Genomic DNA, 796 nt, shown 5'->3' with positions numbered 1-796 from the left:
CTCTACGAGGGGCTCGGCTACGGCCTCGGCCAGCGCCCAGGCCAGGGCGCCGCCGGCGAGGCCGTAGCCGAGCCCCTCGTAGAGGAAGGGCCGGCGCACGAAGCCGTCGCTGCCGCCGATGAGCTTGACGATCCCGATCTCCTCGCGGCGGCTCTCGATGGTCAGCCGGATGGTGTTCCCCACCACCAGGACCACGGCCACCGCCAGCAGCGCCGTGAGCACGCCGAGGGCGCGCTCGGCCAGGGCCACGAGGGCGTGGAGGCGCTCGAGCCACTGCTGGTCGAGGCGCATGCGCTCGACGTAGGGCGCCTCCGCCAGCCGCTCGGCGAGGGCCGCGACGGCGCCGGGATCGCGCTCGCCGCTGACCCGGGCGACAATCACCGGCGGCAGCGGGTTCCGGTCGAGCAGCTCCAGGGCGGCGTCGAAATCGGAGCGCTCGCGCAGCGTCGCCAGGGCCTGCTCCGGGGAGATGGTCTCGGTCCCGGCGATCTCCGGGCGTGCGGCCAGCTCGGCGGCGCGCGCCTCGACGGCGGCCTGCCCGGTGTCGCGCTCGAGGAACAGCGAGATCCGCGCGGCGCCGTCGGTCCACCCGCCGGCCGCCCGCTCGGCGCTCTCCAGCGCCACCCAGAAGGCCGCCGGCAGCGCCAGGGCGATCCCGAGCACCGCGGCGGTCAGGGCGCTGTGCAGGGGCGCGCGCCGCAGGCGGGTGAGCCCGCCGCTGCTCTACCTGCTGCACCACGGGCAGGCCGCGGCGGCGGCGCTCACCCGCCTGCGGCGCGCGCCCCTGCACAGCGCC

Annotated in this window: 1 protein-coding gene; it reads right to left on the bottom strand. The window is 77.4% G+C overall.

The features are described from left to right. Positions 1-702, bottom strand: a 702-nt coding sequence (ftsX, locus tag CKO13_RS12415; RefSeq protein WP_274600701.1) for a permease-like cell division protein FtsX, incomplete at its 3' end; no start/stop codon positions are given. Positions 703-796: the final 94 nt, after the last annotated feature.

The sequence above is a fragment of the Halorhodospira neutriphila genome, assembly GCF_016584055.1.
GTDB classification, from domain to species: Bacteria; Pseudomonadota; Gammaproteobacteria; order Nitrococcales; family Halorhodospiraceae; genus Halorhodospira; species Halorhodospira neutriphila.
This window is presented reverse-complemented; position numbering and strand designations above follow the sequence as displayed.